The sequence below is a fragment of the Streptomyces sp. NPDC059679 genome, from assembly GCF_042734105.1.
In the GTDB taxonomy this organism is placed as follows: domain Bacteria; phylum Actinomycetota; class Actinomycetes; order Streptomycetales; family Streptomycetaceae; genus Streptomyces.
The window spans coordinates 20,993-45,632 of sequence record NZ_JBHWES010000021.1 but is presented as its reverse complement, the minus strand read 5'-3'; the positions used below and the strand labels follow the sequence as shown (position 1 = coordinate 45,632).

25 protein-coding genes are annotated in these 24,640 nt (G+C 68.8%); 8 read left to right on the top strand and 17 right to left on the bottom strand.

What is annotated here, in order from left to right; genetic code table 11:
- Positions 1-84 precede the first annotated feature (84 nt).
- Positions 85-1,539, bottom strand: a complete 1,455-nt coding sequence (locus ACFV2X_RS22865; protein ID WP_385619304.1) for a mannitol dehydrogenase family protein — start codon at positions 1,537-1,539, stop codon at positions 85-87.
- Positions 1,536-2,744 (bottom strand): D-mannonate dehydratase ManD, encoded by a 1,209-nt coding sequence (gene manD / locus ACFV2X_RS22860; protein ID WP_385619301.1) that lies wholly within the window; start codon positions 2,742-2,744, stop codon positions 1,536-1,538. The genes ACFV2X_RS22865 and manD overlap by 4 nt, the downstream gene beginning before the upstream one ends.
- A gap of 211 nt (positions 2,745-2,955) precedes the next feature.
- Between manD and ACFV2X_RS22855 the strand changes: the two genes are divergently transcribed.
- On the top strand, positions 2,956-3,669 hold the full coding sequence (locus ACFV2X_RS22855; protein ID WP_385619299.1) for a GntR family transcriptional regulator: 714 nt from the start codon (positions 2,956-2,958) through the stop codon (positions 3,667-3,669).
- Between the two features lie 963 nt (positions 3,670-4,632).
- On the opposite strand, the gene ACFV2X_RS22850 is transcribed toward ACFV2X_RS22855, so the two are convergent.
- The 3 genes from ACFV2X_RS22850 to ACFV2X_RS22840 are packed head-to-tail and all read right to left on the bottom strand — an operon-like array spanning position 4,633 to position 5,575.
- Complete coding sequence (locus ACFV2X_RS22850) at positions 4,633-4,941, bottom strand: helix-turn-helix domain-containing protein (protein WP_385619296.1); 309 nt, start codon at positions 4,939-4,941, stop codon at positions 4,633-4,635.
- A 17-nt stretch (positions 4,942-4,958) separates the two neighbouring features.
- Positions 4,959-5,375 (bottom strand): PIN domain nuclease, encoded by a 417-nt coding sequence (locus ACFV2X_RS22845; RefSeq protein ID WP_385619294.1) that lies wholly within the window; start codon positions 5,373-5,375, stop codon positions 4,959-4,961.
- Complete coding sequence (locus ACFV2X_RS22840) at positions 5,372-5,575, bottom strand: hypothetical protein (protein ID WP_385619292.1); 204 nt, start codon at positions 5,573-5,575, stop codon at positions 5,372-5,374. Before ACFV2X_RS22840 ends, ACFV2X_RS22845 begins: the two co-directional genes overlap by 4 nt.
- Positions 5,576-6,908: 1,333 nt before the next feature.
- On the opposite strand from ACFV2X_RS22840, the gene ACFV2X_RS22835 reads away from it, so the two are divergent.
- Positions 6,909-7,193, top strand: coding sequence for a hypothetical protein (locus ACFV2X_RS22835; protein WP_385619290.1), 285 nt, complete (start codon positions 6,909-6,911; stop codon positions 7,191-7,193).
- Between the two features lie 5 nt (positions 7,194-7,198).
- Here ACFV2X_RS22835 and ACFV2X_RS22830 read toward each other — a convergent pair whose 3' ends face one another.
- Positions 7,199-7,711 carry an NUDIX hydrolase gene (locus ACFV2X_RS22830; protein ID WP_385619287.1) on the bottom strand — a complete coding sequence of 171 codons (513 nt, stop codon included), beginning with the start codon at positions 7,709-7,711 and terminating at the stop codon, positions 7,199-7,201.
- A 93-nt stretch (positions 7,712-7,804) separates the two neighbouring features.
- A complete protein-coding gene (locus ACFV2X_RS22825; protein WP_385619286.1) occupies positions 7,805-8,212 on the bottom strand; it encodes a hypothetical protein in 408 nt (135 codons plus the stop codon).
- Between the two features lie 135 nt (positions 8,213-8,347).
- On the opposite strand from ACFV2X_RS22825, the gene ACFV2X_RS22820 reads away from it, so the two are divergent.
- The 3 genes from ACFV2X_RS22820 to ACFV2X_RS22810 all read left to right on the top strand — a co-directional run bounded on the left by ACFV2X_RS22820 (position 8,348) and on the right by ACFV2X_RS22810 (position 11,494).
- Positions 8,348-9,562: an integrase core domain-containing protein gene (locus ACFV2X_RS22820; RefSeq protein WP_385619284.1), complete on the top strand. Its 1,215-nt coding sequence runs from the start codon at positions 8,348-8,350 to the stop codon at positions 9,560-9,562.
- A gap of 114 nt (positions 9,563-9,676) precedes the next feature.
- On the top strand, positions 9,677-11,092 hold the full coding sequence (locus ACFV2X_RS22815) for a DEAD/DEAH box helicase (protein ID WP_385619283.1): 1,416 nt from the start codon (positions 9,677-9,679) through the stop codon (positions 11,090-11,092).
- 159 nt (positions 11,093-11,251) lie between these two features.
- Entirely contained in the window at positions 11,252-11,494 is a 243-nt protein-coding gene (locus ACFV2X_RS22810) for a DUF5302 domain-containing protein (RefSeq protein ID WP_385619280.1), read from the top strand.
- A gap of 157 nt (positions 11,495-11,651) precedes the next feature.
- Here the strand turns inward: ACFV2X_RS22810 and ACFV2X_RS22805 are convergent, their stop codons facing one another.
- Positions 11,652-12,017 carry an integrase core domain-containing protein gene (locus tag ACFV2X_RS22805; RefSeq protein WP_385619278.1) on the bottom strand — a complete coding sequence of 122 codons (366 nt, stop codon included), beginning with the start codon at positions 12,015-12,017 and terminating at the stop codon, positions 11,652-11,654.
- Here ACFV2X_RS22805 and ACFV2X_RS22800 point away from each other — a divergent pair.
- Positions 11,952-13,124 (top strand): Tn3 family transposase, encoded by a 1,173-nt coding sequence (locus tag ACFV2X_RS22800; RefSeq protein WP_385619275.1) that lies wholly within the window; start codon positions 11,952-11,954, stop codon positions 13,122-13,124. The genes ACFV2X_RS22805 and ACFV2X_RS22800 overlap by 66 nt on opposite strands.
- A gap of 289 nt (positions 13,125-13,413) precedes the next feature.
- On the opposite strand, the gene ACFV2X_RS22795 is transcribed toward ACFV2X_RS22800, so the two are convergent.
- Positions 13,414-14,130: an SDR family oxidoreductase gene (locus ACFV2X_RS22795; RefSeq protein WP_385619273.1), complete on the bottom strand. Its 717-nt coding sequence runs from the start codon at positions 14,128-14,130 to the stop codon at positions 13,414-13,416.
- Between the two features lie 71 nt (positions 14,131-14,201).
- On the opposite strand from ACFV2X_RS22795, the gene ACFV2X_RS22790 reads away from it, so the two are divergent.
- A complete protein-coding gene (locus ACFV2X_RS22790; RefSeq protein ID WP_385619271.1) occupies positions 14,202-15,032 on the top strand; it encodes a helix-turn-helix transcriptional regulator in 831 nt (276 codons plus the stop codon).
- Positions 15,029-15,625 carry a LysR family substrate-binding domain-containing protein gene (locus tag ACFV2X_RS22785; protein WP_385619268.1) on the top strand — a complete coding sequence of 199 codons (597 nt, stop codon included), beginning with the start codon at positions 15,029-15,031 and terminating at the stop codon, positions 15,623-15,625. Before ACFV2X_RS22790 ends, ACFV2X_RS22785 begins: the two co-directional genes overlap by 4 nt.
- 452 nt (positions 15,626-16,077) lie before the next feature.
- On the opposite strand, the gene ACFV2X_RS22780 is transcribed toward ACFV2X_RS22785, so the two are convergent.
- From ACFV2X_RS22780 to ptlF, 8 genes are all read right to left on the bottom strand, one after another.
- A complete protein-coding gene (locus ACFV2X_RS22780; protein ID WP_385619266.1) occupies positions 16,078-16,251 on the bottom strand; it encodes a hypothetical protein in 174 nt (57 codons plus the stop codon).
- Positions 16,252-16,425: 174 nt separating this feature from the next.
- Positions 16,426-16,650 (bottom strand): hypothetical protein, encoded by a 225-nt coding sequence (locus tag ACFV2X_RS22775; RefSeq protein ID WP_385619264.1) that lies wholly within the window; start codon positions 16,648-16,650, stop codon positions 16,426-16,428.
- Between the two features lie 726 nt (positions 16,651-17,376).
- The gene (gene ptlI, locus ACFV2X_RS22770) at positions 17,377-18,771 is read right to left on the bottom strand and encodes a pentalenene oxygenase (RefSeq protein ID WP_385619262.1); all 1,395 of its coding nucleotides are present in this window, start codon (positions 18,769-18,771) and stop codon (positions 17,377-17,379) included.
- Positions 18,772-18,882: 111 nt separating this feature from the next.
- On the bottom strand, positions 18,883-19,896 hold the full coding sequence (gene ptlA / locus ACFV2X_RS22765; protein WP_385619260.1) for a pentalenene synthase: 1,014 nt from the start codon (positions 19,894-19,896) through the stop codon (positions 18,883-18,885).
- A gap of 124 nt (positions 19,897-20,020) precedes the next feature.
- A complete protein-coding gene (locus ACFV2X_RS22760) occupies positions 20,021-21,034 on the bottom strand; it encodes a polyprenyl synthetase family protein (protein WP_385619257.1) in 1,014 nt (337 codons plus the stop codon).
- Positions 21,031-21,930: a neopentalenolactone/pentalenolactone F synthase gene (ptlD, locus tag ACFV2X_RS22755; protein WP_385619254.1), complete on the bottom strand. Its 900-nt coding sequence runs from the start codon at positions 21,928-21,930 to the stop codon at positions 21,031-21,033. The genes ACFV2X_RS22760 and ptlD overlap by 4 nt, the downstream gene beginning before the upstream one ends.
- Before the next feature lie 33 nt (positions 21,931-21,963).
- A complete protein-coding gene (gene ptlE / locus ACFV2X_RS22750) occupies positions 21,964-23,718 on the bottom strand; it encodes a neopentalenolactone/pentalenolactone D synthase (RefSeq protein WP_385619506.1) in 1,755 nt (584 codons plus the stop codon).
- 17 nt (positions 23,719-23,735) lie between these two features.
- Entirely contained in the window at positions 23,736-24,536 is an 801-nt protein-coding gene (gene ptlF, locus ACFV2X_RS22745; protein ID WP_385619252.1) for a 1-deoxy-11-beta-hydroxypentalenate dehydrogenase, read from the bottom strand.
- Positions 24,537-24,640 lie beyond the last annotated feature (104 nt).

Here is a 24,640-nt window from a genome sequence, read left to right as displayed (position 1 = left end):
TCGGGGAGGGTGAGCGGTGTTCGGGGACTGCGAGCGGGTGTTCGGGGATGGAGTGATGTGCGGGAGGGGTGTCGGTGGCCGGGCTCAGATCTCCACGCGGCCCGCGCGGAGAGCGGGCAGCCGGTCCGCGACGGCGGTGACGAGAGCGTCGTCCTCCGCCAGGTCCGTCGCGCCGAGCAGGCGCAGCAGCGCCCGCACCGACGCCGAGGGCTGCGCCGACAGTTCCCAGCAGGCGGCGAGCGCCTCGGTCGCAGGGTCGGCGAAGGTGCCGTCGGCGTGGCGGGTGGCGTGCGCCCAGGCGGCGAGGGCGAGCTCCAGCACCGGGGTGTGCGCGCCGCGGGCGCGCAGCTCGCGCAGGGCGGGCAGCCAGCGCTCCGCGATCTTCACAGAGCCGTCGGAGCCGATTTGCCGGAGCAGGTGGCGCATCGCGGGATTGCGGAAGCGTACGACGAGGTCGTCGGCGTACGCGACCGGATCGGGGCCGTCGGCGGGGAGGGTGGGGGCGACCTCCGCGCACAGCATCCGGACCAGGCGCTCGCCCCAGTGCGCCGCCATGGTGTCGGCGATGGTGGCGCACCCGGCGGCCAGGCCGAGGTAGGCCAGCGCCGAGTGGGAGCCGTTGAGCAGCCGTAGTTTGGTGAACTGGTACGGCGCGACGTCGGGGACGAACAGGGCGCCGTCCCGTTCCCAGGGCGGCCGGGGCGCGGCGAAGGAGTCCTCCAGCACCCACTGCCGGTAGGGCTCACCCGCCACGGGAAGGGCGTCGTGCACCCCGAGCGCGGCCGCCGCGGCTGCCTGGTCGGCCCCGCTCGAAGCGGGCACGATCCGGTCCACGACTGTCGCGGGGAAGGTGACGCTTTCAGCCATTTCGGCCAGGATACTGTCGCGGTCCGGCCAGGCGGAGGCCCGGAGGAAGTCACGGACGACCCGGCTCAGCGCGGCGCCGTTGCCCGCCATGTTGTCGCAGGACACCACGCTGATCGGCGGCGCGCCGGCGCGCATCCGCGCGGCCAGCCCGGCGGCCAGCCGGCCCACCACCGTGGCGAGGGGACCGTCGGGGGCCGCCGCGAGGTCGGCGGCGACCGGTGCTGCCGTGGTGTCAAGACCGCCGGTCAGCGGCGAGCGGTGGTAGCCCTTCTCCGTGACGGTCAGGGTCACCACGGTCACCTCGGGGTCGGCGAGCAGGGCGTCCACGGCTGCGGCGTCCGGCCCCATCGCCAGCGCGCCGACGACCGAACCCACGACGCGGGACACACTGCCGTCCGGTCGGCGTTCGGCGCACGAGTAGAGGCAGTCCTGGTCCCGCAGCGCGCGCACGGTCTCAGCCGACCGGGGCGCGACGGCGGTGATGCCCCAGGGCTCGCCGGACCGGGCGGCGGCGTTCTCGGTGTAGACAGCCTGGTGTGCCCGGTGGAAGGCACCGAGGCCGAAGTGGACGACCTTGGCGCGCAGCTCGGCGGGATCGACCGCGGGACGCAGGCCCGGGGCGAGGCGGGAGAGCACCGCACGGTTCAGTGCGGGGAGGGCGGCGGCGCTCACCAGTCGTGCACCGAGCCGTCGAGGCGGCGCGCGACCGGCAGGTAGCGCCGCTGGTAGGGGAAGCGCTCGGCCGCCTTCTCGTCGTACTCCACGCCGAGACCCGGCTCCTCGGACGGGTGGAGCATGCCGTCGGCGAACGTGACCCCGCTGCGGAACACCTCATGGGTCTCGTCGGCGTGGCCCATGTACTCCTGGATGCCGAAGTTCGGCACCGTCACGTCGAGGTGCACGGCGGCGGCCATGCTGACGGGGGAGAGGTCGGTCGCACCGTGGGAGCCGGTGCGCACCTGGTAGAGCGCCGCGAGGTCGAAGATCCGCCGCAGGTGGGTGATGCCACCCGCGTGGACGACGGTGGTGCGTACATAGTCGATGAGCTGCTCGGTGATCAGGTGCTGGACGTCCCAGATGGAGTTCATCACCTCGCCGACCGCGATGGGGGTCGTGGTGTGCCGGCGGATGAGCCGGAACGCCTCCTGGTTCTCCGCCGGAGTCGGGTCCTCCATCCAGAACAGCCGGCAGCCCTCGACGCTCTTGCCGAACCGGGCCGCCTCGAGGGGGGTCAGCCGGTGATGGACGTCGTGCAGGAGGTGGAAGCCGAAGCCGAAGCGCTCCCGCACCGCCTCCAGATAGGTGGGCGCGAAGCCGAGGTAGGCATCGGTGTCCCAGGGCTGCTCGTCGGGCAGATCGGTCGCGGCCGGCTCATAGACCTTGCCCTTGCGGACCCCGTACGTGCCGCCGACATCGGGCACCGCGGCCTGCGCTCGCACCGCCTTGTAGCCCAGCTCCAGATAGCGCTCGACGTCGTCGAGCAGCGAGGCCACGTCGGCGCCGCTGGCGTGCGAGTACACCAGTACGCCGTCGCGGGACCGTCCGCCGAGGAGCTGGTAGACGGGCAGCTGGGCGGTCTTCCCCTTGATGTCCCACAGCGCGGTGTCGACGGCGGAGATGGCCGTCATGGTGACGGGCCCGCGACGCCAGTACGCGCCCTTGTACAGGTACTGCCACATGTCCTCGATGCGGGCAGGATCCTTGCCGATCAGCAGCGGGACCACGTGGTCGCGCAGATAACTCGCCACGGACAGCTCACGGCCGTTGAGCGTGGCGTCACCGAGTCCGGTCACCCCGTCCGAGGTGATGATGCGCAGCGTGACGAAGGTACGCCCGGGGGAGGCGACGAATACGTCGACACGTTCGATCTTGCTCACGGAGGGCTCTCCTTGCGGCGGAGTGGGACACGGCTGCCGACCAAGCGTCCGCCACGCGGTCGGGCAGTTCTGTCGCGCAGTGCTTGTATACAAGCATCTGTCGTGCTGTGCGGCAATACTGTCGTCACCGCGTTTTTACGTGTGGCCCAAAGCCGGGCCACAGCTCACCGACCCCCGCCGGGTGCGCTCCACCGATACGTACGATGGGCGCATGGCTCAATCGAATCGCCGTCGGACGAGTCGGCGCGCTATCTACCTCAAGCTGCGTCACATGGTCCTGACCCTCGAACTCGCCCCGGGCGCCGCCCTGTCGGAGAACGAACTCGCGGCGTCCCTGGGCGTGAGCCGCACCCCGGTGCGGGAGAGCCTGATCATGCTGGCCCAGGAGGGCCTGGTGCAGGTTTTCCCGAAGATCGGGTCCTTCGTGTCCCGGGTGGACCCGGCGCAGGTCGCGGACGCGCAGTTCCTTCGGGAGGCCGTCGAACTCGCCTCATTGGACAATCTGCCCCCGCGGCTCGACCCCGTGGTCGTCGAGGAATTGCGGGACAACTTGAAACGCCAGCAGCGCGCGGACCTCGGCCTTGAGGAGTTCTTCGAGCTGGACGAGGCCTTTCACCAGGGCCTGATGCGGTTGAGCGGTCATGGAAACGTCTGGTCCACGGTCGCCGCGGCCAAGGGGCATCTGGACCGGGCACGGCGCCTCGGCCTCCACGAGAACGTGTCCCCTGCCATCTTCATCGCCCAGCACCACGAGATCTTCGACGCGGTCGTCGGCGGGAACACTGCGCTCGCCCGCATCTCCATGCGCACCCATCTGCGAGCGGTCTTCAGTGACATCGAGCGCATCCGCACCCACTCACCCGAACTGTTCGCCACCGACCCCTCGGGAGTGCCGGTGCGGCGCAACGTCGTGGTCTGGGAGTAGCCCCGCTCCTGGCGCGCTCCATCGCGCTGTCGTGGTGCGGATCCGGTCCTGGGGGTGTTGAGGGAGCCGTAGCCGGTGGTGGAGGTTGTGCGGGCGGTGCGGGCGAAGTATTCGGGGCGTGAGGTGCCGCTGCCGGTAGCGGTCCGTGACCGGTTCGGTGAGTTGTTCGTCAATGCGGAGTTCGCGTGCCCGATCGGTGTGACGGGGCCACGTGAAAGCGACCGCGGCCAAGATTTCGGGAGCCCGAAGAAGCGGTCCCTACGCCCTGCGCGGGATGCCGGGTCTGACGATCGTGGACCCCTGCGACGCGACCGACGCACAGGTCGCCGCTCGGGAGGACACCACCTACCTGCGGCTGCTGCGCGGCAAGGTACCGGTCGTGCTGGACGAGTGCGACTACACCTTCCAGCTCGGAAGGGCGGCCGTGCCGCGCGGCGGATCCGACGTGGTGCTGGTCTCCGGCGGGCCTGATGACGATGCAAGCCCTTCAGCCGGACGAGCGGCCGACGGTACACCGTGTGGACACGGCGGTGGTCCGCACGCCCGCCCTGAGGCCGTTCGACGAGGACACAGTGCTGGGCGAACTCTGCGGGTGCCGATAAATCATCCACGCAGGTCGGGAGCTGATCACGGATCTTCGGCTCTCCTTGCATTCGTCCAAGTGCTTCCTTCTGCAACGAGCACCGCCCGCACAGAGCCCTGGAACAAGCCGCCCCCTGCCGCCCGCTACCGACACCCATCACCCAACAAGCCCAGCTCGCTCACCTGGAAGTCGGCCGACGAGACCGACTCGGCGGAACCCTCCACGAGTACCAACGAGCGGCGTGAACCGCACGGATGATTTATCGGCACCGGCAATGCCGAGGGCTGACTTCTCTGGATCGTCGATCAAATGGGGCAACGGGTGCGAGGGCCGTTGGTGTGGAGAGTGCCACCGTCACGTGAAGCCTGCCTGTGTGCGGGTCAGCTTTCTGTGGGGTGTTGTTCGGGCCATGTGGTCTGGGTGACGTGGTCGTGGAAGTCGGCTCGCAGGGTCAGCTCGCCGCCGAGGGCGGTGATGTAAGCGGCCATGGTATCGATCTGCGGGGTGCTGGCTCCGTTTTCGATCTGCGCGATCCGGGCTTGGCTGACTCCCAGTTCCCGCGCCAGTGCCCGCTGGCTCATCCCCCGGCTGCGCCGGGCCTTTTTCAGGAATGCCCCCCAGGCGTGGGTGGTGGTTTTCTCAGGCGGTGCCGCGTCGGTGTGCTTGGCCGGGTGTGTGGCGTGGTCCATGGTGGCCGTTGTCCTTGTCAGTCGAGGCTGCCGCGTGGGGCGATCCACTGGTGGGGTTGTCCGGTCACTTTGGCGATGGTTTCGGTGTCCGCGTCGTAGTGCAGCAAGGTCAGTCCGCATAGTTCTGCGGTGGCGGCGGTCATCAGGTCGCCTGGTCCCTGGTGCCAGCTTGTGGCGACGAGGAGGTCTTGCACCTGCCGGGCCCGGGTGAGTGCACGGTCGGGTACGGGGGTCCAGCCGAAGGCGTCGTGGAGGTAGCGTTCCAGCACGGCCCGCTCGTCGCGGCCGACGGTGGCGCGGACCAGTTCGAGTTCGGTGATCTCGCACACGCGCACGCGGCCCTCGTCCAGGACGGTGGCCCAGTATCGTTCCACGGCGGGGGTGCGGAACAGGCGGTTGCAGGCGCTGGTGTCGATCAGAAAGGACGCGCTCACGCCGGGCGGGCCTCGCCGAAGGCGCCGCCCTCACCCGCGAGCTCGCTCAGCCGCTGCCGGGCCGCGCGACGCTGGTAGATCGCACCGACCGCAATATCCACTGCCTTGGCCACGGCCTCGGCGTCATCCTCGGTGTGCAGGAGTTGCTTGGCCTCGGTGAGGCGCTCCTCGTCGATCTCAATGGTGATCTTGGCCATCATGTCCTCCCTGAGTGCCTGGGCACCCTCACAATGATAACAAATCCCTTATCGCCGGTGCTGGCGCAGGTGTCGCGCGGTCGACATGAAAGCGCATGCTGAGGGTTGGCCTCGGCTGGGATGCCCCGCACCGGCTCCCATGGATGGGGGAGGGGAGCTCGGGTCCACGCGGCCAAAGTCGCCGGACCGTGGTCCGCGTCACTCGAAGGAGGGATACGTCGCCCGACTGCGTCCCGGCGACGCCGGCTGGCGCGTAGTGTGCGGGGTGCGTACCTCTTGGGCTTCGTGTGGCGGCGTATGACCCTGAACGGGTTGCTACAGCATGGTGCGACTGGTTGCGGAGAGTAGTCGCAGCTGGGGGTCAAGGGGTCGCAGGTTCAAATCCTGTCGTCCCGACCAGCATCAGCGCAGGTCGGAGGCCGTTTCCGCGGGTAGCGGAAGCGGCCTTAACCATGTCCGGACTGGGAGCAATGGGGAGCCCTCATGCTCCCAACTCGCAGACGTATCAACGCTGCCCGATTCGTCCGTCACCCGATCCGGTAGACCTACCGCGCCGTACCGCGCCCCCACGCGCCGTCGTCAACCACAGGCCCCTGGGATCACCCGATCGATTCGGACGCTCTCTGCATCGAGGGGCATAAGAACCCCTTGTCGGCTCTCGACCCCCTTTCGGGGTGGGAGCACGATCTCGTGCTCCCTGTGCGACAGGGGGAAGCTGCGGGCTTAAGGGCCTCGGTCGGCGTGTTTCTGCAGGCAGTCGGTGCTCGGGTGTTCCGGTCGCACCGTGCCTGCCGTGTCAAGGCGAAGTAATGCCCCTTGGCGTCCGCCAGTAGACGGGGCACTCCCAGGGCGTGAGCGCCCTATCGGGCTCTGTGGCGCTGTAGCGAGACAGTCGGCGGGTGCGCTCGTCGTAGGAAATAGTGTGCCAAGCGGCTGCCCTGGGCTGGCCGTAGAGGGTCTTCGCAGGGGGCAGGGCTTCGGCCCGGTCGTTCTTGGGCTGGAAGGTCAGCGGGATGGCCGGGCCGTGCCTGGCCTGTGGTGCGCGAAGTGACGAGCTGCTGGCCAGGGTGTTGCGACAAATCTGGTGTTGCCGTTACACGGTGACGGTGGGTTGGGCCTCTCAACTTGTGCCGGGTTGCGGTGGCCCGGCCTTTCGTGAGGGGAACCGGATGGATACGGCAATCGTGATCCTGGCCTTCGTCCCGATTGTCTCTGGCAAGGTGTGTCTGCTGGTTGGCCTGTGGCTGCGTCTGCGCTCTCACTCATCTCAGCATCCGGCAGTACCAGCGGCCAGGTGGGGAAGTCATTGCCCTACTCGTGGCCGCACCGTCCAAATGTGACCGGGAAGCAGATCGTCTCCATGTCTGCAGACTTGTTCGGCGTCATCGCGTCCATCATCCGGCGCCACACGCGGGACGGCCGTACGATCCCGCTGCTGCCGCGCTACGTCCCTCACGAGCGCCGCAGCAGCGCGCCCATGCCGTTCCTGTTCCAACGGCGGATCGGCACGAACCACGAGTCATCTCCGACACTTACCGTTGTCAACATGCTCAAAAAAGTCAGTGAGTTCACGAATACTGACGTGCTGATCCCTATGAACCGAAGGTTGATAGGCCGATGAGGACCCTAACTCAAGGGTCGCCGGTCCGCCCGACTCGGGTTGCGGTACCAATCGAATGCCTCGCGCGCATCCGGGACGAACTCCTGCTGTTGTACGAGGGATTCGAGCTCCGGCTCGGTGAGCCAGTCGTGCCAGGCAACTTCCTCGACACTCGGCCGGATGGGCGTCGTGATGACAACCTCGTGCAGTCCGAGCCAGTAGGGGCTGATCACGCCCGCGCAAAGGAATTTGAGCACAAAGCGCGGGGCGGCATGAACGCCCAGTTCCTCCGACAGTTCCCGGGCTGCCGCCTCTTCGTACGACTCGCCGACATCAGCGGCACCGCCGAGCATCCAGTTGTACTGACCTGGGAAGCGGGACGAACCGTCGGGGCGGCGGTGGACAAGGAACCGTCCGTCTTCGTCGCGGCACACGATCGTGGCGATGCGGTGCAGCCAGCCCTTGCGAATCGCTTCGGCTCGGTCAACGACTCCCAGAACCTGGTCCTGCTCGTCGACGCGGTCAACCAGTTCACCCATGGGACACACGATGCCAGGGGTTGCTTGCGGCAGCCAACAGGTACTCGCGCTAGCTCGCCCCGCTGGCGCTCGGGTTCTCGGCGGGGCCACCGGTCAAGACGGGTGCTCGAGCGTGTTGGCATATCGGAGCGCGGCAGTGATCGAGAGGCCGAATAGGTCGCAGATACGCCGGACGTCGCCGCCCGTGGCATGGATCTCTCGGAGGATGCGGTCCTCGCGCAGCGCCTGTGGCTTCAACAGAGCTGCGACCCAAGGGAAGTTGCGGCTGACCGGTGTGGTTCGCGGAGCGGCCTTGCGGTTGGTGAAGAGGTGGGTGCTACGGGTCGTGGGCCAGGTCTTTGTCCGGTGGCCGAGGTATGTGACCAAGCGCGTCAGGACGGGGCCGGCAAGCGGGAACCTGCGGTCTTGCAGGTAGAGGCGACCATCACGAACGTCGGTCAGTTGCAGCGCTGCCAGCTGCGGACTCGCCACCCCGTGGAAGCCCACGAGTGCGCCAGCCAAGGCCTCCATCGTGTCAGGCGAGTTGAGCGCGCCTCCTCGCCGGCCACCTCTATACCCCTGAAGGGTGTCTTTAGTGCCGTGCGGTGGTTGACCTGGGGCTTTGCGATCGCCTGAGTGTGGGCATGATCAGTGATTGTGGGTCTGCGACTGCTCTACCTGATCTTCTGCCGCCCGCTGGGCTGCTTCCTGCTGTTAGGCCGGTCGACCGCCGCGAACAACGCCGAGACCCTTGCCCTTCGTCATGAGGTCGCTGTGCTGCGCCGGCAGATCAAGCGTCCGCGGCTCTCATGGGCTGATCGTGCCGTGCTCTCCGCTCTCGCCCGCGGGCTACCGACCGCCTTGCGTCGTCACCGGCTGCTCGCCCCGGGCACGCTGCTGACCTGGCACCGTCGTCTGGTGCGCTGGAAGTGGCGCCAAGTACCGGTCAGACCCGGTCGTCCACTGTTGCCGGAAGAGACGGTCGTGCTCATCCAGCGGCTGGCGCGAGAGAACCCGACCTGGGGGTACGTCAGGATCCAGGGTGCGCTGCTTCGGCTTGGTCATCGGGCCGCCGCCGCCACGGTCCGGCGCGTTCTGCGCCGTTCTGGTCTGCCGCCCGCACCGCAGCGTGCATCCCAGCAGACCTGGCGCTCGTTCCTCCGCGCTCAAGCCCACACCCTGCTCGCCTGTGACTTCATGCATGTGGAGACCGTCTTCCTCAAGCGCCTCTACGTTTCCTTCGTCATGGAGATTGCCACCCGGCGCGTCCACGTTCTGGGCGTCACCGCCCACCCGACGGACGCATGGGTCACCCAACTCGCCCGGAACCTGCTCATGGACCTCGGAGACAGGGCGGTGTGCTTCCGGTTCCTCATCCGTGACCGGGACAGCAAGTCCACCGCCGCCTTCGACGCCGTCTTCGCCGACAACGGCACAGCCGTCATCCCGACCCCGCCGCAAAGCCCCCGGTCACACGCATTCGCGGAACGATGGATACGCACAGCCCGAGCCGAATGCACCGACCGCCTCCTCATCACCGGCGAACGACACCTCCGTACCGTCCTCACCACGTACACCGAGCACTGCAACACCGGACGGGCCCACCGCAGCCTCGACCTACGAGCCCCGGACGACCACCCGAGCGTCATCCCCTTGCCCGCTGCCGTAGTCCGACGGCGACAGCTACTCGGCGGCCTGCTCAACGAGTACCACACCACGCCACCCCAACGACTTCTCCATCCACAAGAAACACCAGCTCAGCAGCCTGATCGCGATATTGACACCCTTCACCGTTCTCAGATCCTCAGGATCCAGTGTCTCGTGTGTCCAAGATCAAGAGTCAAGGCCCGCGGGGCTTTCACTTTGTGTTAGCCTCATGGTTTTGCTCGTGACGGTTGGCGATCCTGCCTGTCCGGTTTCTCTTGTTCGTCAACTGCCCATTCCTACCGGGCCTTCCTCGGTACGTTCGCATGCGGAAGGCTCTTCATGAATCATCCTGACCTCCCCGGCACCTCGCACAGCGATCTCGCCCCGCTCATGGCCACTGCGCCAACGCTGCCCCCGGTAGCTTCCTTCGCCGGCCTGGAACTACCAGCCGCGGTGCTGCGAACGCTCAGCGAACTCGGTGTGCGCGAGCCCTTCCCGATCCAGGCAGCCACGCTGCCCAACGCCCTCGCGGGACGCGATGTCCTGGGGCGCGGGCGCACCGGATCGGGCAAGACGCTCGCTTTCGGCCTACCGCTGCTCGCACGGACGGCTGGGCGGCGCGCGGAACCGAAGCAGCCCCTGGCTCTGATCCTGGTGCCTACCCGAGAGCTGGCTCAACAGGTCACCGAGGCGCTTGCGCCGTACGCGGAGGCACTGCGGCTGCGGATGGCCACGGTCGTCGGCGGCATGTCGATCGGCCGGCAGGCCGCTGCGCTGCGCCATGGAGCCGAGGTGGTCGTCGCCACCCCCGGCCGTCTGCACGACCTCATCGAGCGCAGGGCCTGCCGCCTGGGGCGGGTAGGGATCACCGTCCTCGACGAGGCCGACCAGATGTGCGACATGGGCTTCCTGCCGCAGGTGACCGAGGTGCTCGACGAGGTACATCCGGACGGTCAGCGGATGCTGTTCTCGGCCACTTTGGACCGCGACGTCGACCACCTGGTCCGCCGTTACCTCCACGACCCCGTCGTCCACTCGGTCGACTCGTCCGCGGGCGCGGTCACGACGATGGACCACCATGTTCTGGTCGTCCACGGCCCCGACCGGTACGCCGTCACCACGGAGATCGCCGCCCGCGACGGCCGCGTACTGCTGTTCCTGGACACCAAGCACGCGGTCGACCAGCTCACCCGGCATCTGCGAGCCAGCGGAGTGCACGCCGCGGCCCTGCACAGCGGCAAGTCCCAGCCGCAGCGCACACGGACCCTGGCGCAGTTCAAGAACGGCCAGCTCACCGTCCTGGTGGCGACCAATGTCGCGGCCCGTGGCCTGCACGTCGACGACCTCGATCTCGTGGTCAACGTCGACCCGCCCACCGACCCCAAGGACTATGTGCACCGCGCGGGCCGTACCGCCCGGGCCGGTGAGTCCGGCAGCGTCGTCACGTTGGTGCCGGCGGGCCAGCGCCGCGAGATGAGCCGGCTGATGGCAGAGGCCGGCATCGAGCCGACCATCACCAAGGTACGCTCAGGCGAGGCGGAGCTGAGCCGGATCACCGGGGCCAAGGCCCCCTCCGGCATCCCGCTCGACGGCGGGCCCGCCGCGCCCCGGCCCAAGAGCACCAACGCTCCCTTCCGCGGCCTGGGTACCAGCAAGGACACCTCCCGCGGCGCCGGCGGCAAGTCCCGAAAGGCCGGCGAGGCCCGCAAGCTCGCCGAAGCCCGCAAGGCGGCCCGGGTGCGTCGCGGCGGCTGAGAGCCGCTGCCCTGCTCATCGAATACTTCCGATCCCGGAACGGAGAACCTCCAGCCCGGCCCGAAACCCTCCTGTGCCTACACCTAGGAGGTGAACGCCCACGTGGTGTGCCTGGTATGACAAGCTGTGCTTCCCACTGCCCGAACCCAGGAGGTCGCCATGACCGCAGAATCTGCATCCCAAGAAGGTTCGGAGCCGACCGACCCCGAGACGTCCGCTCTGGTGCCCGACAGCGACGGCCACTACGACCTGAAACGCAAGTTCCGGGAGGCCCTGGCGCGCAAACGCGGTGCGCAGGCGGACGCCGCTGACCTCCCTGCGAACGTCGAGGCGTCGAAGGTCCGTAGGACGAACGGCCCGGCTGCGAGCCAGCGGTCGTTCCGCCGCAAGAGCGGCGGCTGAGTCAATGAGCTCTTTCAGCATTGCCGCTCCAAGTGAGCACGGCCGCGGAGATTGACGACATTCGATTCGGACTGCACCGGGATCTGCGGAAGAGCCTGTGCCGTTCATAAATGCGTCGCTGCAGCTCTGCTCTTGCCGGAAATCTCATCAGTGCAGGTCACTCCGCATGTTGGTATTCGTGGAGGATGCCTCCGAGGCGATCGTGTCGGTCGAGGCGGGCCAACACGTCGGGGTTGTCGATCGGCGGGGGCGAGGGGTGCAGTGGCCTGGCGTTCGCGATGCCTTGGTGTGGTCGGTGTGCGTTGTAGAACTGCTCGAACTCACGCAGGGTGTGGAGGAGGTGTCGCTGGTTCCAGATCAATGTCCGGTCCAGGAGCTCGCGGCGACAGGTCTGTATCCAGCGCTCCATGATCGAGTTCATTCTTGGGACGGCGAGCTGGAGAAGATGCTGCCGAACGTGCCGATCGCCTCTTTGTTGGTGGAGATGGACCGGCACACCGGGTTCCTGGACTGCTTCGTCCATGCTGGCGGCAAGCAGGCCCGCTCTCCGCAGCTCAAGAGGAACTTGATCGCCTGCCTGATCGGGCTCTCCACGAACGTCGGACTGCACGGGATGGCCGCCTCGTGCGGCATTCCGTACGACGTGCTGGCGTGGACCGCGGAGTGGTACATCCGCGAGGAGACGCTGCGCGAGGCGAACATCGTTCTGGTCAACTACCACCACCGGCTGCCGATGACGGCCATGTTCGGCTCCGGCACGCTGTCCTCCTCGGACGGGCAGAGGTTCCCGACGCGGGGCAAGTCGGTCACCGCTCGGCATCTGAACAAGTACTTCGTCTCGGAGGGCATCTCCACCTACACCCACGTCTCCGACCAGCACTCGACGTTCGGCAGCACGGTCATCGTGGCCACGCACCGCGAGGCCTACTACGTGCTGGACGAGATCCTCGGCAACGCCACGGACCTGCCGATCACCGAGCACGCGGCCGATACGCACGGCGTGACCCTGGTCAACTTCGGCCTGTTCGACCTGGTCGGCAAGCAGCTCTCGCCCCGCATCCGCGACCTGGGCAAGATCACCCTGTACCGGATGGGCAGCAAGGCCGACTACACCGAGCGCTTCCCGAGCACAGGGCCGCTGCTGACGAAGAAGGCCAATCTGGACCTGGTCGCCGACCACTGGGGCGACCTGCTCAGGCTGGCGGTGTCCGCCGGACAGATCGGTACCGTCCCAGTTCGAGCTGGCTACGAGAGTGTCGAGGCCGTACGGGACCTTCGCGATGACGCTGTCCGCCCCCGCCGCTGCTGCGGCGGCGTCCAGCAGCAGGGCGTCGTCGGCGGTGCGGGGCTGGCCGAGGTGGATGTTGGCGCGCAGGTCCATGGGCCAGCGGGTGAAGTCCTGCGGGACCAGGCCGACCCGGGACCACACGCTGTGCGGGTCCGCCTCGGCGAGGTCGGTGCCGTCCCAGGTCACCGTGCCGCCGAGGGCCAGGACGGCCCCGGCCGGGGCCTGGTGGTTGCGCGCACCAGGCTCCGGCCGGGAGGGTTCATCGGGTGTGGGCGCTACATGTTGCCGCCCCGGTTAGAAGACAGCGAGTGCATCTTCATGCGCCGGCGCCCCCGCCACTGACCGGGCTCGCCCGGCCCGGTCACCCGGCGACCGGCTCGGCGGGGGAGACTCGTAGAACTTGGCGATCAAGATGATCCTCACGCGCCGCTCCTGTCCGGGCACCCCGTTCTCCGCGACGCCGCGCAGGCCCATCGGCCCGTCCTGGGACAGATCCTCGGGCTGCATGCGCAGGTGCTCGGCCCACTGCTGTCCCTCCGCGCGGCGTCTTCAGCGGCCTCCACCTGGTCGACGGTGGCTGTGCCGCACGGAGTGAAGGCGCCCCGCCCAGCGGTTCCGGATGCCAGCGTGCTCACCAGGGCACGAGCGTTCCGTCCCAGGAGAAGAAGCCACCGTTGGGGCCGTCGTCCGAGAGCAGAGCCAGGCGAAGGGCACCCTGAGCGGCCTCGGCCGGGTCGCCGCCGAGAGCAGCGGCCCGAGGGGTGAGATCGGTGGCCCGCGCGCCGGGGGCGAGCGCGTTGACCTTGAAGCCGTCCTCAGCCAGCGTCTGGGCGTAAAAGACGGTGAGGGCGTTGAGGGCGGCCTTGGACGACCGGTAGGCGGCGGCGCCACCGCTTCCCGGGGTGAACTGCGGGTTGGGGTTCGTGCTCCAGGTCAGCGATGCTGTACCGCTGGAGATGTTGACGATGCGCGGGTGCGGCGACCGGCGCAGGGCGGGCAGGAAGGCATTGGTCACCGCCAACGCCCCGAACACGTTGGTCTCGTACGTGCGCCGGAACTCCTCGACGTCTGTTTCGGCCGGCGGGGCGAGTGACAGTGCGACCCCGGCGTTGTTGACCAGTACGTCCAGGCGGTCCACCTGAGCTGCGGCCTTCACAATGCCGTCAGGATCACTCACGTCGAGGATCAGCAGGCGGGTGCCGGCACCGATCTCCTCGACGGCCCGCTGCCCGCGACCGGCGTCGCGGGCGCCCACGTACACGGTGAGGCCCTCGGCGGCGAGGAGCCGGGCAATATGCTTGCCGATGCCCTTGTTGGCACCAGTGACCAGAGCTGTGCGTTCATTCATGACGACTACGGTTCCCTGGTTGTGGGCGCCCTGCCAGGGACAGCCTGTACCAGGCAGGGGGAGGAGGCGGTATGACACGGCAGGAGCTGGCCCACTACCTGCGGGACCGCCGGGCAAGTCTGCGTCCGCACGAGATCGGCCTGACGGAGACGGGTACCGCTCGCCGCACACCGGGCCTGCGGCGCGAAGAGGTGGCGGAGCTCGCCCATATGTCGGTCGACTACTACACGCGGCTGGAGCAGGCCCGGGGACCGCGGCCATCGGCCCGGATCCTGGACGCGCTGGCCCAGGCGCTGCGGCTCACGCTGGCGGAGCGCAGCCACCTGTTCCGCCTGGCGGGATCAAGCCCGCCGCCCGGCATCAGCGCCATGCGGCGGATACGCCCGCATGTGGCCCGGATGCTGGAGCGGTTGCCGGAGACCGGCGCCATCGTCACTGACGCGGCGTACGGCGTCGTCGCCTGGAATCCTCTGGCCCAGGCACTGCTCGGCGGCGACCTTGGAGGCGGTATGACGAACCTGGCCCGGCACCGCTTCCTGGGCCAAGGGCGGATGCACGAGAGCTCCAACGCTGAGGAGTCCGGGCACATAGTGGTGGCACGTTTGCGCCGGGCCGCCGACCGCTACCCGCACGACCCGCTGTTGACCGCCCTGCTAGCCGAACTGCACGCCGGCAGCGAGGAGTTTCGGCAGATCTGGGCGACGCGTCCGGTCCACGCCCCCGGGCACCGCACCAAGACCCTCGACCACCCGGAGACCGGCCCGCTGCGGTTGAACTGCGACGTCCTGCTTGTTCCCGAGGACGACCAGGAAGTCGTCCTGATCACGGCCGACCAGGGATCACCTACCGCGCGGATCCTGCACAGGCTGGCCACTTCATCACCTCGGCCGCCGCGATCGTGAGCGAACGGCTCCGCGCGCTCTCCCGCATCCGCCCGGACGTCCAGGTCAAACTCCATGACGGCTTCACCGTCGATGTGCTGACCGCTCTGGAGCGGGGCACGGCCGACGTCAGGATCGTCCGGGACGCCGAGGAGCGGGACGGCATCACCCTGTCCCCGCTGGCAACGGAACGGTTCGTCGCCGTCGTTCCGGCCGAGCACCCTGCCGCGCAGGGTGACCATGTGGCAGCGACGGCGCTGGCGGCCGACCCGCTGATCCTTTTTCCACGGTCAGCGGGACCTCACGCGTTCGACATGAACACGCAGCCGATGCGAGACGCCGGTATCGACGTCCAGGTCGCGCAGGAGTGCTCACACTGGCACACCATCATCATGCTCGTCGCCGTCGGCCTCGGCGTCACCATCGCTCCCCACAGCGTCACGACACCGCTCCCACCAGGCGCCCGGAGGCTCGAACTCGACGGACCTCCGCACGTGAGCCGGATCCTCATGGCCACCCGCCAAGGAGACGACCGCCCCCTCGTGCACTCCTTCACCGCAACGTCCGAGACCACCACACATCCTGCCGACGACCAAACAGTGACAGAGCGTTGACCGTTGATTCTGGTGGCGCGGGTTGGTTGACGGCAGGTCGGGTCGGGTCGGTCGTAAGTCGGTGTGTGCGCGGCCCGGTTCGACGACCTCTTCCTCAGCCTGGCACAGCGGCGGGGGACCTGGAACGGCGCGACGCGGATGGTGCCGGCATGGCGTCTAGCCGCGTCTCCCCCTCGCCGCGGAGCGCGGGGCATGATCACTCGCCTTTCAGCAGGCGGGCGGAGCCGTCGTACATGTCCACCTTGCCCGTGTCCACGGCCGCGCTCTCCGACAGTCCCATATGGCCAGGTCGTGAGGGAGCCAGCCTCCCGGGATCTGACCACGGGCAGGATCCGTGTCGCTGCCCTGGGGGCGAGCACGTCGGGGACCGGTGCGCCCAAGACCGTTCGGGGCGTGCGGCTGAGTGGGCTCGCTCAGTCCTAAGGAACGGTACCTGCTCGACCTCAGCCGCATCAGTCGCGCCGCAGAGTGGAGTCCTCGGCCAGCAGGATCCCCAGGGCCACGTAGTCCGTGCCGGGCCGCCAGGCCGGTGCGAACACGTCGAGCGAATCTCCCTGTGTGCGGTAGCCCGCCTTGGTGGCGCGCGCCGACACGCTGAACGCGAAACGGTGTCCCCGGCTGCCCACAGCCGGGGACACCATATCGACCTGGACCTGCTGCGATCCGATTGGTTCGACGTTGAGCGGGAAGGTCTGCCGGTACCTCCGACCGGCGGGTATATGGGGCGCCTGTATCTGACAGGCCCCACACTCATCTCGCCGACAGGCCCAACGTCCTGGGCCCGGCTTGCCTGATCGCCCCTATGGTGCGGTGGGCTCTCCGTTGATGCGAGCAAGGGCCTCAGCAAAGGTTCGGCGGTCGGCGAAGGCGTGACGCGCGCGTGACCACGGCCAGCCGAAGAACTGGCACTGGATGAGCACGGTCGGCGCGAGCAGCAGCTCCGGCTTGATGCTCGCCTCGCGCTCGGAGAGCACCACCATGCGGGCGTTGACGGCGTAGGCGACGGCGAAATGGAAGGGCAGCATGAGTGCACAGACGATTCACCCGCATGGTGATGTTGTGAGACCGAGCGCTTCACTTGGCTCCTGAGCGGTTGAGTAGGCCTGTCTGAGCGCTGTTGTCGGCTTCTCCTAGGCGGTTGCCCTGGATCTGTCGCAGCGAAAGACTGAGTGTTCTCACTGAGCCTTGACCGACGGGCTTCTTTCTCACCGGAGGTTGAGCGCGCTGGTCAGAGCTGGGTCCTCGGCAGGTCAGGCGGCTACTGAGACATGTAGGCACGTGAGGCATGTGCGTGGATGGTTTGGCCGAACCGCTTCGCGGACGCTCGCTCGACAGCAGAATTGTTCCCGCCCTGATACGTGGCCGGGGAGGCACGTGGGACCGCGCTGTCGGTGGCACTGCCACGATGGCAGGCATGACGATCAAGGAAGTGACGCGTCACGCAGTCGCAGAACAGCGGATCGAGCAGGCCCTTGAGGATATGTGGGGTCGGGCCTTCGACCGGTGGCACGAAATGCGCTACGGCGACATGCCGCTGCGGCGCGGGCTCGGGGAACTGGGCGAGGAGCTGGCCGACCACCTCGCCGCGCGCACTGTGCCCGACCCCGCCCTACGTACGCCCGACTCGTGCGCCGCCCTGGTCTCAGCTGCCGAGTGCGCCATGGGCGTGCTGAGCCTCGCATGCTTCCCCATGGCGCGCCGTACGCCCGCGCAGAAGCCGCGCGGCTGGGCCAGGACGACGTTCCCTTCGCTCACGTCGCGTCACCCCCGGCTGGTGCGGGGAAGGCGGAGGTCGTCCGGCGCGGGGTGCGTGCGTCCAGCCTCAGGCGCAGCCGGCGCGGGTGGTAGACGGTGGCCAGCGGGACCGGGCGGATGTCCATGCCGGGCTCGCAGGTGACCCGCCAGCGGCCGAGGATGGTGGCGAGCCCCAGGGTGGCCTCGGTGCGTGCGTAGAGGTCGCCGATGCACTTGCGGGCGCCGGTGCCGAACGGCACGTAGGCGTGGCGGGAGGCCGGCGCGATACGGTCCGGGAGCCAGCGGTCGGGGGCGAACTTCTTGGGGTTGTCGAAGGCGTCCTCGTACTGGGCGACCGCGGCGGGGCTGAAGACGACGGTGGAGCCGGTGGGCAGCTGACGGCCCGCGAGTTCGGTCGGGGAGGTGGTGAGGCGGGTGAACAGCCAGGCCGGCGGGTGCAGTCGCAGCGTCTCGGAGATGATCCGGTCGGCCAGGGAGAGGTTCGGCAGGTCGTCCCACTGCGGGGCGCGGCCGTCGAGGACGGTGTCGATCTCGTCGTAGAGAGCGGCCTCGATCTCCGGGTGCTGGGAGAGGAGATAGAAGACCCAGGTGAGGGTGGAGGCGACGGTCTCGGTGCCGGCCGCCATGACGGTGATGACCTGGTCGTGGATCTCCTTGTCGCCGAGTCGGCCGCCGTCGTCGTCGCGGGACGCGATCAGGGCGGCGAGCAGGTCGTCGCGCTCGGTGTCGGAGCTGCGGTAGTCGTCGATGAGCTGCTGGGTGGTCTCGTGCAGGAAGTTCAGGTTGCTCTTGTAGCGGCGCTGGGACGGCAGGGGCAGCCGGCGGATCGAGGCCGGCAGGAACATCTGCCGGAACAGGCCGTTGAGCACGACGTCGAAGGAACGTTCCACCTTCGCTGTCAGCTCGGGGCTGACGGGTGTGGAGTACAGGGTGCGGCCGACCGTGCGCAGGGCCATGCCGTACATCTCCTGGAAGGCGTCGACGACCATGCCGTCCTGCCAGCGCGACGCCGTGTCCTCGATCTCGGCGTGCATGGCCTCGGCGTACCGCTTGAGCCGGCCGCGGGTGAACGCCGACTGCATCAGCCGGCGCTGGCGGCGGTGGTCGGCGAACGGGCAGGTGACGAGGCCGTTGCCGGCGATGTCACGGGCACGGTCGTAGAAGACGCCGCCCTTGTCGAAGATGCGGTCGTTGGTCAGGACGTGCCGCAGCAGTTCGGGGTGGGTCGGGACGTAGGCCGTGGCGGGGCCGATCTTGATCTCGACCAGGTCGCCGTGGGCCGACAGCGAGGCCATGAAGTTCACGGGGTGACGCATCATCTGGAGGGCGTGTCCCACGACGGGCAGCGCCCCGGGTGCCGCTCCCGCCGAGAAGGTGGTCTGCTCGGTCACTGATTCTCAACTTCCCGTCTCTATCGATCCGTTGACGGCCGTTCCGGTCTGTTGACAGCTGTGCCGCCGCGACGGCCGGACGCGGGGGCGTATCGCTGGTGTGCGGTGCTGCTAGTGGGCGGTGTTGCCGAGTTCCTCCAGGTAGCCCTGGGCACCGGCGGCGAGCGCGAACTCGGCGTCGTAGCGGCCCGAGGAGCGGTGCCAGTCGTAGGAACCGCGGATCACCGTGCGCACGGCGTCGTTGCGGTAGCGCTCCAGGGCCTCGCGCTCGGCCTCGTCGAGCCGGTAGATGTCGCCGACCTGCGGCAGGCAGGATTCCAGCAGGAGGTACTGCTCCAGACGGGCGCGCACCTCGCTCTGGATGTGGGCGACGCTGCGGTCCTTTGACCAGTCGTGCTCCCGGCGCAGGATCATGACCATGTTGTTCTGCTCGCCGCGGGCCTCTTCCTTCTCCAGCGAGGCTATGTCGTTGAGCAGCAGATTGACGTCGACGGCGATCTGGAGCATCGCGGAGAGCACGGCGCTGTCGAAGACCCGGTGCGGCACCTCGAAGCGGCCGGCGCGCTCGGCGAGGTCGACCGTCGGCTGCACCCCGATGGTCTGCCGGCGCACGGCCAGGTACTGGGCCGCGGAGTTGTACGGCGTGTCCCAGAAGCGGCTCTCCGCCTCGTCGACGTAGCCATCGAAGTAGCTGCGCCAGTGCCGGGCGCTGCGCGCGCACCAGGCGGGTGTCATGCCCTCGTTGGTGCGCCGCCAGATGTCGGCGAAGCCGTGGGCGATGGGGGGCGCGGTGTCGGGGAGGGGGCCGTCCAGCGCCGCCACGACCGCGTCGGTGAGCTGTTTGGTCTCCTCCGGGTTCTCGCCGCGCGGCCCGTCGAAGAGGTCGTCGAAGAGGAAGAACCACGACATCAGGTCGACGCCCAGGTCCAGGTCGGCGCCGGTGGCGTGCGGGTAGAAGCGGGAGGCCAGGTCGGCGTAGCCGCCGCGCAGATGACGCGTCGCCGCCGCCTCGGACTTGATCAGCCCGAGCGACCGCGGCCAGGCGAGCTGCTCGGCGTCGGCCCGCGCGTGATCCGGGCTCTGCCGCCCCGGCAGGGGTATGTGGAAGTCGATGTCCTGGGGCATGACGGAATCCTTGGGAGTGGGTTGCGGAGGGGCAGTGGGCATGGTGGTGCCCTGGCGGGGGTGGTGCGCTGATCGGAGAGTCAGAAGTCAGAAAGGGGCATACGGGTACGGGGCCGGCTCGGTCTCAGACCTCGCGGTCGACGACGAACCGCCCGAGCGCGAGGAGTTCGTCCCGCGCGCCGGCGTCCAACGTGATACTGGTCAGCGCGTCCTCGGCCAGCGCTATCCGCCGGGCGGCCTCGGCCAGCGCCCAGTCCCGGCCGCCGGCGCCCTCGATCAGGCCGGCCACGCGTCGTAGTTCCTCCTCGCCGGGTTCGCCGGGGGTGGCGAGCCAAGCGGCCAGCTCGTCGCTGAGCGGGCCGTCCTGGTTCAGTGCGTGGCTCACCGGCAGGGACTTCTTGCGGGAGCGCAGATCGGAGTGGACCGACTTGCCGGTGACGGCCGGGTCGCCCCAGATGCCGAGAACGTCGTCGACGAGCTGGAAGGCGACGCCGACCTGGTCGCCGTAGAGCGCCAGCGCGTCCACCGTCGCCTCCGGTGCCCCGGCGAGGACGGCGCCGATCGCGGCGCTCGCCGACAGCAGCGCGCCGGTCTTGCCGGCGGCCATGTCGACGCACTCTTCGACCGTGACGTGCGAGCGCTGTTCGAAGGACAGGTCCTGGACCTGGCCGCGGATCAGCTGCCGGGTGGCGCGGGCCAGCAGCCGGGCGGCGGGGGCCGCCGTCAGCAGCCCGGTGTCCAGCAGCACCTCCTGGGCGAGCGCCAGCATCGCGTCACCGGTCAGGATGGCGCTGGACGGACCCCACAGCTTCCACACCGTGCGCCGGTGGCGGCGCTCCTCGTCGCCGTCCATCAGATCGTCGTGCACCAGGGAGAAGTTGTGCACGAGCTCCACGGCGACGGCGCCGGGCAGGGCGACCTCCGGCGGTGCGCCGACCGCCTCGGCCGACAGCAGCGCGAGCGCCGGCCGTACGGCCTTGCCGGCATCGGCGCTGGTGGGCGCGCCGCCGACGGTGATCCAGCCGAAGTGGTAGGCCGCCTGGTGACGTGAGCGGTGGTCGAGCCGGTCGACGGCGGCGCGCAGCGCCGGGGTGATCGTGACCCGGCCGTGGCTGAGGCAGGCGGGCGCGGTGCTCATGCCGCGACCTCCGCGCGCCAGGGGGCGGTCGGGTCGTCGAAGATGCTGACGACCTGGCGCATGATGCGCCGTTCGGCCGGGTCGAAGGCATGCTTGGCGTGGACGGTGCCGAGCTGGTCCCATACGACGATGTCCCCGGGCTGCCAGGTGTGGGCGTAGGTGTGCTGGGGCTTGCCCGCGTGCGACAGCAGTTCATCGAGCAGCTTGCGGCTGTCGTCGGGGGCGAGGTCCACGATCCGCTTGGTGTTCAGGGTGCTGACGTAGACCGACTGGCGGCCGGTGCGCGGATTGCGGGCGATCAGCGGGTGGATGGTGGATGTGCCGTCCTCGGGCTGGATCTGTTCGGTGCTCTCGCCGAGGGACACCTCGCCCTGAAGCTCCTCCTCGATGGTCTCCTCGTACCCGGTGCGCAGGGCGTGGCGGACCCGGTAGGAGTACAGGCGTCGGCGCTCTTCGGGCGACAGCGACTCGTACAGGGCGTACATGTCGGTGAAGAGGGTCTGCCCGCCGCCGGAGGCCGGCACTTCCATGGCCTCCAGGAAACCGACCTGCGAGACGCGGGGGCGGAAGGAGTAGTCGGTGTGCCAGTCCATCCACCCGGCGTCGCCGACGCCGATCTTGCGGCCGTCCTCGACCAGGTTGGAGACGATCAGGATCTCGTTGTGGTCGGGGTGGGCGCCGCTGGTCAGGCCGGTCTTCGGGATGTACCCGAAGCGGCGGCCGAAGGCCAGGAACTCCTTGTAGGAGGGGGTCTGATGGCCGCGGAAGACGAGTACGAGATGCGCGTCGAGCGCCGCCCAGATCTCCTCTGACTGGGTCTTGTCCATATGGCCGGTGACATGGGCGCCGTGCACGACGGCGCCGAGAGCGGCGCCGGGTATCGGCGTTACGTCCATGGGCGTTGCCGCCTTTCACAGAAGGGTGGGGTGTCAGCGCAGTTCGAGGCCGACGAGGTCGCCCGCCTCGCGCCAGCGCCTGAGGATGTTCACGAACTCCACCGAGCCGCCGCCGTAGCTGGAGTTGAGACGGGGCAGTCCGCTCGGGTCGCCCTCGTTGTTGTAGAGGCCGGGCGTGCAGTTCTCGAGGAAGTCGAGGTCGTTGGCGGCGAGCCGGAGGATTTCTGCGACCCATTCCTTCTCGCCGGCCTCGGAGGCCTCCACGACCTGGTGGCCGCGCTCCTCGACGCACTTGACGATGTGCGCGAGGTGCCGGGTCTGCTCGCACAGTATGTAGGGGATGTTGACGTGCCGGCCGGCTTGGATCTTGGACAGGATGAAGCAGTTAGGGAAGCCGTTCACCTGGAGTCCGTGCAGAGTGTGTGCCCCGTCCGCCCACTTCTCCGACAGCTTCACGCCGTCGCGGCCGACGATGTCGTAGCCGGCGCGGTGCGTGTACGGGACGGAGAACTCATGCTCGTAGCCGGTGGCGAAGATCAGGCAGTCGACCGGGTACTCCCGGCCGTTGGCGACCACCCCGGCCGGGGTGAGCCGCTCCACGCCCTGCCCCTGGGTATCGACCAGGGTCACATTGGGCCTGTTGAAGGTCTGAAGGTAGCCGTCGTGGAAGCAGGGCCGCTTGCAGTACACGCGGTAGTACGGCTTGAGGGCGGCGGCGGTCGCGGGGTCGGTGACGACGCTGTCGATGCGGGCGCGCAGCTCCTCCATCTTGAGGAAGTCCGCCCGCTCGGCCGCGAGCGCCCGCTCCTTCGGGTCGCCCCCGGTGTCGCCGGTGGGCAGGATGGCGGCGGCCAGCTTGGCCGTGGTCTGGGTCCAGCGGTCCTGGACCAGGTCCTCGTCCTGCGGGATACCGGAGGTCAGCGCGTGGAAGTTCTCCATCCGGCGCTGCTGCCAGCCCGGTTCGAGGCTGTCCGCCCAGTCGGGCGGGGTGGGCCGGTTGCCGCGGACGTCGACCGTGGCCGGGGTGCGCTGGAAGAGGACGAGTTGCTGGGCCCACTCGGCGAGGTGCGGGGCGAGCTGGATGGTCGTCGAGCCGGTGCCGATGACGCCGACCTTCTTGTCCTTGAGCTTGGTCAGGCCGCCGGTGCTGTCGCCGCCGGTGTAGTCGAAGTCCCAGCGGCTGGTGTGGAAGGAGTGCCCGGCGAACGTCTCCAGACCCGGCAGCGCGGGGAGTTTGGGGCGGTGCATCAGACCGATCGACATGGCCACGTACCGGGCTCGGATCAGATCCCCGCGGTCGGTGCTCACCAGCCACTTCATGGCGGCCTCGTCCCAGCGCAGCTCGGTGACGGTGGTCTGGAAGAGGGCGTCGCGGTAGAGGTCGTACTTGTGGGCGATCTGTTGGAGGTGGGCGAAGATCTCGGGCCCGGTGGAGTACTTCTCGGTGGGTATCGTGCCGATCTCTTCGAGCAGCGGCATATAGATGTAGCTCTCGACGTCGCACCGGATGCCGGGGAAGCGGTTCCAGTACCAGGTGCCGCCGACGTCGCCGGCCTCGTCGATCAGCCGGATGCGCTTCAGGCCGGTCTCCTTGCGCAGATGGGCGCCGGTCAGTAGGCCGCCGATGCCGGCGCCGACAACGGCAACGTCCACCTCGTCGGTGAGCGGCTCGCGCTCCTGTCGCTCGGTGTAGGGGTCTCGCGCGTAGCGGCTGAAGTCACCGCGCGCGAACTGGTAGGTGCGACCGACGCTGCGCTTGTCGCGTTCCTGCCGGTATTTCTCCCTCACCGCTTCCAGGTCGATGGTCAGCGTTTCATCGCCGCGGTCGTCGCTTTCGGCGCGGGCCACAGCTCCTCCTCGGGGGAAGGGGGTGGAAGGGAAACATGACGCCATACGTCGTCGAACTGATCGCGCAGCCGCATCGGGGCGTCGGAGTTGGTGAAGAGATAGAAGCGATCGGAGCCGAGGGCTTCCCATACGAGTCCGGTGACGTCCTCGGCGCTCACCGAGGTGTCGCCGCCCGCGCCGCGCGGGGCCGTCAGGCCTTGGACCATGGGGGTGTCGACCCGGCCGGGACACAGCACCGACACCCGGACCCCGGTGCCCCGCAGATCGGCGCGCAGACTGCGGGCGACCGCGAGGTCGGCGTGCTTGGAGGCGGCGTAGGCGGCGCTGCCGGCGCCGACGACGAAGGCGGACATCGAGGCGGTGTGGATCAGATGAGCGGGCCGGCCGCGCTCCAGCAGCCGGGGAACGAAGGCGCGGGCCACCAGGACGTGCGCCCAGTGGTTCACCTCGAAGACCTGCCGCATCCGCTCCAGCGGCACCTCCCACAGGGGCTGTCCCACGGGGCCGAGGACCCCGGCGTTGTTGCACACCACGTCGATGTCGCCGAGCAGGTCGAACGCCGTGTCCGCGAGCCGTTCGACGGCGTCCGGGTCGGTCAGGTCGGCGGTCACTGCGGTGACCTGAGCGCCCTGTGCGGTGAGTTCGGCGGTACGGCGGTGCAGTGCGTCGCCTTCGACGTCCGCCATGACCACGCCGGCGCCGGCCCGGGCGAAGCGGGCGCTGAGGGCGAGGCCGATGCCGCTGGCCGCGCCGGTCACCACGGCTGTCCTTGTCTGTAAATGCACTTGGCTGTCTCCGCTTCTGCGCGCGGGTACGCCGAAGGACGGCGCGCCGTTGCCAACGAGAAGGTCTGGATCAGATC